6 protein-coding genes and 1 pseudogene are annotated in these 9,024 nt (G+C 69.4%); 4 read left to right on the plus strand and 3 right to left on the minus strand.

Features of this window, described 5'->3' with window-relative positions:
* The 3 genes and pseudogenes from ACGFT2_RS33985 to ACGFT2_RS33995 form a co-directional block, all read right to left on the minus strand.
* Nucleotides 1-233 (minus strand): annotated as a pseudogene (locus tag ACGFT2_RS33985) (crotonyl-CoA carboxylase/reductase); the annotation flags it as partial.
* A gap of 150 nt (nt 234-383) precedes the next feature.
* Nucleotides 384-1,091 carry a 4'-phosphopantetheinyl transferase gene (locus tag ACGFT2_RS33990; protein ID WP_393286213.1) on the minus strand — a complete coding sequence of 236 codons (708 nt, stop codon included), beginning with the start codon at nt 1,089-1,091 and terminating at the stop codon, nt 384-386.
* Nucleotides 1,092-1,162: 71 nt separating this feature from the next.
* On the minus strand, nt 1,163-2,041 hold the full coding sequence (locus ACGFT2_RS33995; protein ID WP_393286200.1) for a metallophosphoesterase family protein: 879 nt from the start codon (nt 2,039-2,041) through the stop codon (nt 1,163-1,165).
* Between the two features lie 454 nt (nt 2,042-2,495).
* On the opposite strand from ACGFT2_RS33995, the gene ACGFT2_RS34000 reads away from it, so the two are divergent.
* The 4 genes from ACGFT2_RS34000 to ACGFT2_RS34015 form a co-directional block, all read left to right on the plus strand.
* Nucleotides 2,496-5,285, plus strand: a complete 2,790-nt coding sequence (locus ACGFT2_RS34000; protein WP_393286203.1) for an AAA family ATPase — start codon at nt 2,496-2,498, stop codon at nt 5,283-5,285.
* Between the two features lie 271 nt (nt 5,286-5,556).
* Nucleotides 5,557-6,432 carry a glucose-1-phosphate thymidylyltransferase RfbA gene (rfbA, locus tag ACGFT2_RS34005; protein WP_393286205.1) on the plus strand — a complete coding sequence of 292 codons (876 nt, stop codon included), beginning with the start codon at nt 5,557-5,559 and terminating at the stop codon, nt 6,430-6,432.
* 4 nt (nt 6,433-6,436) lie between these two features.
* A complete protein-coding gene (gene rfbB / locus ACGFT2_RS34010) occupies nt 6,437-7,417 on the plus strand; it encodes a dTDP-glucose 4,6-dehydratase (RefSeq protein ID WP_393286208.1) in 981 nt (326 codons plus the stop codon).
* A gap of 150 nt (nt 7,418-7,567) precedes the next feature.
* Nucleotides 7,568-9,024: type I polyketide synthase (locus tag ACGFT2_RS34015; protein WP_393286210.1), on the plus strand; the 1,457-nt coding region annotated here is incomplete at its 3' end.

Raw genomic sequence — 9,024 nt, forward strand, 5'->3', positions numbered from 1 at the left:
ACCGAGGAGGCCATGACGGCCACCAGGGCTTCGCCCGGACCCAGTTCGGGCACGGGGACGTCGTCGAGGTGGATCGACTTGCGCGGGTCCTTGTCCCGGCTCGGTACGCCGGCGAACATCTCCGCGTCCTCCTTGTGGACCGTCACGGCCCGGTAGGAATCCGGAAGGGGCAAGGCGGAAAAATCTTCAGGAGCGGCCTCGCCGGACAGAACGGCGCTCACAATGGCTTCCACGTCGATGACCTCTGGGCTGTGCAGGCGGCGAGCGGCGGCAGGCGGACTGGGGGCGGTTGCGGCCGAGACGGCTGCGCCTTCGCGGGACGAGTCGCACCGTACGCCGCGTGCTCAGCGGTGGAGAACCCCTACACCGCCTGCCGGGTTCCCCTAACTCGACGGAGAAGGGGTGCCGATCGGGGACCGTCGTGGGTGAGCGGCCGGAGCCGGCACCGTGATGGCCGTCAGCACCCAGGCGTCGGTGGCCAGCCATCGTCCCGAGAAGCCGGTCAAGGGCCGGCCCGCGAGCAGTGGTCCTGGCCGCAACAGCCGGGCGGAGAACGTACGCCGTGCCGGGTCCACGGTGAGGCGAGCCTCCTCGAAGTCCAGCATGCAGCGGGCCAGCGGGTACCACGCCTTGTAGACGGTCTCCTTCATGCTGAACAGCAGCCGGTCCCAGCGCACGTCCGGACGCGCGCGCAGCAGGGTGTGCACCCATGCACGTTCCGCCGGCAGCGCCACGGCGTCGAGCACACCGGGTGGCAGCGGCCGGTTGACCTCCGCGTCGATGCCGAGGGTCGCGATGTCGGCGGTCCGGGCGACCACGGCGGCGCGGTATCCGTCGCAGTGGGTGATGCTGCCGGTCACCCCGCCCGGCCACCGCGGAGCGCCCTGCGCGTCGGGGAGTATCGCGCCCGCCTGCACGCCGAGCCGGGACAGGGCCCTGCGTGCGCACGTCCGTCCGGTGGCGAACTCGGCGCGCCGGCTGCCGACGGCACGGGCGATCAGCGCCTGCTCCTCGGGTGGGAGCGGGGCGCCCTCGATGTCGGCCGTGGCCTCGGCGCAGGCGACCGCGGGCGGCAGGATCGTGCCGATCAGGGTGCGGTGACCGAGGGAGGGGCCGCCGGCGGTTCCGGCAGCCGCCGGAACCGGGCCCACAACGCTGCCGGTCACGGTCCCACCGGAAGGATGCGACGGGGCACGGTGCGGGGATGGCCGGGGCGTCTCCACTCCCGGGGGTAGCCGACCGACACCTCCTCGAACCGCACACCGTCGTACCAGGTGGTGCGCGGGATGTGGAGGTGCCCGTACACCACGGCGGCGGCCCGGAAGCGTAGGTGCCAGTCGGCCGTGTCCTCGGTGCCGCACCACTGGGCGAACTCCTGGTGCGTCAGCACCCTCGTGGGCTCGCGAACCAGCGGATAGTGGTTCACCAGCAGGGTGGGGATTCCGGGATCGCATGCCGAGAGGCGGCGTTCGGACTCCGCGAGCCGGGCCCGGCACCACTCGTCCCGGGTCGGATACGGGTCCGGGTGCAGCAGGAACTCGTCGGTGCAGATGATTCCGGCCTCCTCCGCCTGGGCCAGCGACTGCTCCTTGGTGGCGGCGGTGGGGGTACGGAAAGAGTAGTCGTACAGGACGAACAGCGGGCAGACGGTGACCGGTCCGCCGGGGCCCCGCCACACCGCGTAGGGGTCCTCGGGAGTGAGGACGTCCAGGCGCCGGCACATGTCGACGAGCCGGCGGTAGCGCCGCTCGCCGCGATCCTGGACGGGATCCTCCCGCGGCGTCCACAGATCGTGGTTGCCGGGCGTCCAGATCACCTTGGCGAAGTGCGACCGCAGGGTGCCGAGTGCCCACTCGATGTCGGCGAACATCTCGCCCACGTCCCCCGCCACGAGCAGCCAGTCCTCGTCCGAGTCCGGACGCAGCTTCTCGATGATGGCGCGGTTCTCGGAATGGGCGACGTGCAGATCGCTGATGCCGAGCAGTTGGCCGCGGGTCATCGGGCCGTGCGGCAAGTAGTGCGAATACGACGGCTGTCCCATTTGGGCGGATGAAGAGGTGTCACCTCGGCAGACTATTTGCGGCAACGTCCGTTCGCCACCCCTATCTTCGCTCGTCCCCGCTCCTGATCGACGGCGCACAACGAGTAGGCAGACATGCGAATACGAGTACTCGATACTCATGCGGTAGTCCACGCGTGCTGTGAGGGTTGATGGCGGGAAGTCGACGCCGGCCCGCCCCCAGTTCAGGTGCCCGTCCTGGCGATTGCCGTCACGCCAGGGGGTGTTGGGGCGGTGCAGGCCGGCCACGGACCGTTGCGCGCAGTGAATGCCTGCTCACATCCGGAGAGTTGTCCACGCCATCTTGACTTGCGCTCGGAACGCCGCGCCCTATGATCTGCGGCGCGGTTCGTGAATGAAGAAGCGACCAAAATGGCGGACGAACAACGATAACGGAGAGTCAAGCGTGCTGACCGGCCGGAGCGAGCAACTGAAAATGCTCCAAGAGGAATTCTCTCGCTGTGTCTTCCGCAAAGCAGGTGTGGTGGTCGTCGAAGGACCGGCCGGATTCGGAAAGACGGCGATTCTCGCGGACTTCGCGCAACGGTTGGAGCGTGGCCGGGCCGTGGTTCTGCGCATCTCGGGAAGGCAGGGCGAACAGGAGCTCCGCCAGGCCGGGTTGCGTCAGCTGCTCCACGACCCCGCGCTTCCCGCCCCGGCACGGGAGGCGCTGCGGACGGCACTTGGCGTGCGGAGCGCCGACGATGCGGCCGCCACTCCCGCCGTCCGCCCCTCGGCTCACCCCGGCAGCGGGACCGCCACCGGTCCCGATCCGGATCCGGCCGCCGGCCCCACGACTGACAGTGCGGGCGAGCGGGCCTTCTGCCTGGCCGTTCATGACCTCGCCGCGCGTGGGCCCGTCGTCGTCCTGGTCGACGACGTCCAGTACGTCGACACCTCCACGCTGCGTCATCTGCTGGGCGCCGCGGCTTCCGCGCGCACCATGCCGCTGCTGCTCGTCTTCACCGAGGCCGTTCACGAACGGCGCGACGACCCGGCGGTGCGCACCCTCTTCCTCCAGCACCCCAGCGTGCTCCGCCTCTTCCTGCCTCCGCTACGCGCACACGACGTCGCCGGCATGCTCATCGCGCCCCTCGGCGCGGCCGAGGCGTCCCGGAGCGCGGAGTCCTGGCACGACGTCAGCGGTGGCAATCCGCTGCTGCTCAGGGCACTGCTGGAGGACCATCGTGCGGCCGTCGCTCAGGGGCGGCCACCGACGTCCGGTGAGCCGCCGGTCGGAGAGGCGTTCATCGCGGCGGTTCGCAGCATCCTGAAGCGGTCCGACCGGATCGCGGAGGATCTGGCGAGGGGGCTGTCGGTGCTCGGGCAGGCCGCGTCGCCCGACCTGCTGAGCCTGTTGCTGGACGTCAGCCGGGGCACCGTGACCCGAGGTGTCCAGGCGCTCGACGCGGCCGGACTGATGGAGGATTGCACACTCCGCCATCCGCTGGTGCGGACGGCGCTGCTCGACGAGACGGCGCCGCGGGCACGCGCGGACCTGCACCGGCGTGCCGCTGAGCTGCTGCACCGAGAGGGCGGCAGCAGCCCGGAGGTCGCCGCCCACCTGCTGGCCGCGGGATCCGCGGCACCTTCGGAGCGGTGGGCCGTCAGCGCCCTGCGGTGTGCGGCCGAGCAGGTGCTCGCCGCGGACGCACCGCTCGCGGTCAGGTTCCTGGAACTCGCCTGTGCCGTCTGCGCCGAGCCGATCGACCGCGCCGAGATCCGGCTCCGGCTCGCAGCCGTCCTGCTGCGTCTCGACCCCTCCGCCGTCGAAACCCATCTGACGGAGCCCCTCGCCCTGCTGGCCTCCGGCCGGCTGCCCGAGTCCTGTGCGGCCCCGATGGCCCGGCTGCTTCTCGCCCTCGGGCGGGTCGACGAGGCCCGCAGGACGCTCCACCGGTTCGGCCGTCCCGGAAAGGACGGACCCGGGGCGGCGGGCACGAGGCAACGGCACACGCTCGACACCGCGATCCTCGGTGGGGCGATGCCGTCGGGGGTGAGCGGCTCAGCCGCGCCGGCCGTCGGCCTGACGGGCCCGGTACCCGCGCGCGCCGTCCGTGACGAACCCGCCGTGCTCGTGGCCCAGGCCTCGCTCCAGTTGCTGGCGCTCACCGAAGCCACCTTCGAACCCGCGGTGACCGCCCTGTCCGCTCTGGCCCGGGGCGACCGCTCGGCCGAGATGGAGGCCTGGTGGCAGCCGCTGACCGGCGAGGCCGTGGGCTGGCAGACCCCGGGCTGGCGGAGCATACTCGCCATGATCCGCAGCGAGATCTTCCTCTGGCGGGGCGATCTGCCCAAAGCGGTGGAGTACGCCGCCCAGTCCCTGGAAGGCGTCACCGAGGACGTCGGGAGCGTCTTCGCCGCGGGGGCCCTCGCCACCCAGATCCTCGCCTACACCTCGATGGGACGGCTGAACGCCGCGGCCCGCCAGCTCAGCCGCCCCGTCCGGGACAGCGTGTTCCGCAGCGTCTACGGGCTGAAATACCTCCGGGCCCGCGGCCACTACTACCTCGCCACGGGCAGGGCGCACGCCGCGCTCGGCGAGTTCCTCACCGCGGGCCGGCTCGCCGAACAGTGGAACGTCGAGCAGCCCGTGCTACTGCCCTGGACCATGGACGCCGCCGAGGCATGGCTGCGGATCGGCGAGCGTGAGCGCGCCGAGCGCCTGATCAAGAGCCAGCTGAGCGAGATCGACTCCGCTCGCATCCGCGGAACCGCCCTGCGTCTGCAAGCGGGGATCAGTGACCCCGCGCTGCGTCCTCGCACTCTGTCCTTGGCGGTGACGGAACTGGAAAACTCCGGCGACCGCCTGGAACTCGCACGCACACTCGCCGACTTGGGACGGGCCCATCGGGCGCTGGGCGAGTTCGGCAGGGCCGGGGCGATCACGGACCGGGCGTGGCGGATGGCGAGGGAGTGTGGCGCCGACGCGCTGTGCGAAGCCATCCGGCCCGGCCGGCTCAAAGCCCACGAGCAGTCATCGGTGGACGACGACCAAGCCGGTCCGACGTCCAAACTCAGCGATTCCGAGGTCCGGGTGGCTGCCCTGGCGGCGCAGGGATCGACGAACCGCGAGATCGCGGCCGAGTTGTACATCACGGTGAGCACCGTGGAACAGCACCTGACCCGGGTGTACCGGAAACTCAACATACGCGGACGTCGGCAACTACGCATGGACCTCGGCCCGGGCGCTGACCGCCGCGGCGTCACCTCAGGGATCGCGTGACGAATCCCGCTGGGCCGGCGGAGCGCCGAAATCACAAAGGGGAGCCGTCCGGACGCGAATGGTGACGGTGTCACGGCAAAACCCCCGCCCCCACCCCTGTCATGACCCCGAAAACCCCTAGGAGTACGCCGAACAACGTTTCAGCTCGGTCGCGTTGATAGCTTCTGATGCGTCGGCAGACCTCGTCCGGCCGAATTCCCACTCTTGCACCAGCGGGTTCACCGCTCCATCGGAGGAGCAGAATGCAGACATTCGATCACCGGGAGTCCCCATGAAAGGGATAGTGCTCGCCGGTGGCAGCGGCACCCGGCTCCACCCCCTGACGCGTGCGGTGTCGAAGCAGCTTCTTCCGGTCTACGACAAGCCGATGATCTACTATCCGCTGTCGGTCCTCATGCTCGGCGGGATACGGGACATCCTCATCGTCTCGAACCCCGAACACCTCTCACTCTTCCAGGCTCTGCTGGGAGACGGGTCGAAACTGGGGCTGTCCCTCGAATACGCCGAGCAACAGGAGGCCAACGGCATAGCCGAGGCCCTGATCATCGGTGCCGACCACATCGACGGCGACGCCGTGGCACTGGTCCTCGGCGACAACATATTCCACGGTCCGGGATTCTCCAGACTGCTGCACCAGCACACCCAGAACATCGACGGCTGTGTGCTCTTCGGCTATGCGGTCAGAGACCCGGAGCGCTACGGCGTCGGCGAGGTCGACACCGACGGAAAACTGCTCTCCATCGAGGAGAAACCCGCACATCCCCGGTCCGACCTGGCGATCACCGGCCTCTACCTCTACGACAACGACGCGGTGGACATCGCGAAGAACCTCCGGCCCTCGGCCCGGGGGGAACTCGAGATCACCGACGTCAACAGGGTGTACCTGGAGCGGGGTGACGCCCGACTGGTCAACCTGGGCCGCGGATTCGCCTGGCTCGACACCGGCACCCACGACTCGCTCCTCCAGGCCGGACAGTACGTCCAGGTCCTGGAACAGCGGCAGGGCGTGCGGATCGCCTGCCTGGAGGAGATCGCGTTCCGCATGGGCTTCATCGACGCGGACGCCTGCTACGCCCTGGGCGCCCAGCTGAACAAGACCGGGTACGGCCAGTACCTGATGGATGTCGCCGCGAGAGGCACGAGGTAGTCCAGTGCGCATTCTGGTGACCGGAGGGGCGGGCTTCATCGGCTCGCACTTCGTACGACAGACCCTGAGCGGCCGCTATCCGGAGTACGCCGGGGCCGATGTGGTCGTGCTGGACAAGCTGACCTACGCCGGCAACGAGGCGAACCTCGCCCCCGTCGCGGCGAGTCGACGCCTCCGCTTCGTCCGCGGCGACATATGCGACGGACCGCTGGTCGGCGGCCTCATGCGCGGCACGGACCTGGTGGTCCACTTCGCCGCCGAATCCCACGTGGACCGGTCGATCGCCGGCTCGGCGGAGTTCGTCACCACCAATGTGGTGGGAACCCACACCCTGCTACAGGCCGCGACCGATGCCGCGGTGCCGAAGTTCGTCCACGTCTCGACCGATGAGGTGTACGGCTCGATCGACAGCGGCTCCTGGACCGAGGAGGAACCGCTGCGGCCCAACTCCCCCTACTCGGCGTCGAAAGCGTCGTCGGACCTCTTGGCACGTGCCTACCACCGCACCCACGGGCTACCCGTGTGCATAACCCGCTGCTCGAACAACTACGGTCCGTACCAGTTCCCCGAGAAGCTGCTGCCGTTGTTCGTCACCAACCTGATGGACGGCATCAGAGTGCCGCTGTACGGGGACGGCGGCAATGTCCGGGACTGGCTCCACGTCGACGACCACTGCCAGGGCATCGCCCTGGTCGCCCAGGACGGCGAGCCGGGCCAGGTCTACAACATCGGTGGCGGTACGGAGTTGACCAACCGCGCGTTCGCGGCCCGGCTGCTCGACGCCTTCGGGCTGGACACCTCGATGGTGGAACAGGTCCCCGACCGCAAGGGCCATGACCGCCGGTATTCCGTGAACATCGACAAGATATCGAGCCGCTTGGGGTACGCCCCCCGGGTCTCGTTCGACGACGGTCTCGCGGCGACCATCCGCTGGTACAAGGAGAACCGTGCCTGGTGGGAGCAGTTGAAGAAGCCCAACGGCTGATACGCCCCCAATAGGGGGGAGTTCGCGCACTTAGGGGTTGGTCCCTTTGCCGGCGCCGCATAGCCTCCCCTCAGCTACCTCTTTTCCGCTTTCGCTTTGCTTTTTTGTTGTGGAGAGGCGATCCAAGTCGCAATGTCTGGGAACCCCGAGATGCACAACCATCCGATCTCCGTCGTCGGACTGGCATGCCGCCTTCCGCTGGCGAACAACCCGGACGAATTCTGGACGCTTCTCCGTGATGGCACCGACGCCGTCACCGCCATACCCGACGACCGCTCGGAAACCATCGGACTCCCGCCGCAGGAAGGCCGGGGCGCGTTCATCGACCAGGTCGACCGGTTCGACCCGGAGTTCTTCGGCATTTCGCCGAGAGAAGCCGCGGCCATGGACCCGCAGCAGCGCCTCATGCTGGAACTGAGCTGGGAGGTGCTGGAGGACGCGGGCTCCGTCCCGGCTTCACTGACCGGCAGCCGCACCGGCGTCTTCATCGGTGCGATCGGGGACGACTACGCCGCGCTCCAGCACCAGCGGGGGCCGACCGCGGTCACCCAGCACTCGCTGACCGGGCTGCAGCGCAGCATCATCGCCAACCGCATCTCCTACGTCCTCGGACTGCGCGGCCCCAGCATGGTCGTCGACACGGGCCAGTCCTCCTCGCTCGTCGCCGTCCACATGGCCTGCGACAGCCTTCGCCGCGGCGAGTCGCACATCGCGCTCGCCGGCGGTGTCAACATCAACATCGCCCCCGAGAGCTTCGCCGGCGCCTCGAAGTTCGGAGCACTCTCGCCCGACGGACGGTGCTACACCTTCGACGCCCGGGCCAACGGTTACGTCCGGGGCGAGGGCGGCGCGCTCGTCGTCCTCAAGCCGCTCTCCCGGGCCCTTGCCGACGGCGACCGGATCCACTGCCTCATCCAGGGCTCCGCCATGAACAACGACGGCGGCGGCCTCAGCCTGACCACCCCCGACCCGGCCGGGCAGGAAGAGGTGCTGCGCGAGGCCTACCGGGTCTCCGGCGTCCATCCGGCCGAGGTGCAGTACGTGGAACTGCACGGCACCGGCACCAAGGTCGGTGACCCCGTGGAAGCCGCGGCGCTCGGAGCCGTCATCGGCGCCGGCCGCCCCGCCGGTGGGCCACTGCGGGTGGGCTCCGCCAAGACCAACGTCGGCCATCTCGAGGGCGCGGCCGGCATCACAGGCCTGCTGAAGGCCGTCCTCTCCATCCGCCACCGGCAACTCCCGCCGAGCCTGAACTTCGAGAAGCCCGGCCCCGCCGTTCCGCTGGACGCCCTGAACCTTCGAGTCCAGACCGAGCTGGAGGCGTGGACGCCTCCGGACGGCAAATCCCTGCTCGCGGGCGTCAGCTCGTTCGGCATGGGCGGCACCAACTGCCACATGGTGCTGTCGAGCTTTGCGGAGCCCGAGGCGGCACCGCCTTCGAGTGCTGATGCCGGTGTGGGTGGTGTGGTGCCGTGGGTGGTGTCGGGTAGGTCTGCGGTGGCTCTGGCTGGTCAGGTGGAGCGTTTGCGTGAGTGTGTGGTCGCTGACTCGGTGTTGTCGTCGTTGGATGTGGGTTTTTCGTTGGCGACGGGGCGTGCGGCGTTGGA

The sequence above is a fragment of the Streptomyces sp. NPDC048514 genome (genome assembly GCF_043199955.1).
Lineage (GTDB): Bacteria > Actinomycetota > Actinomycetes > Streptomycetales > Streptomycetaceae > Streptomyces.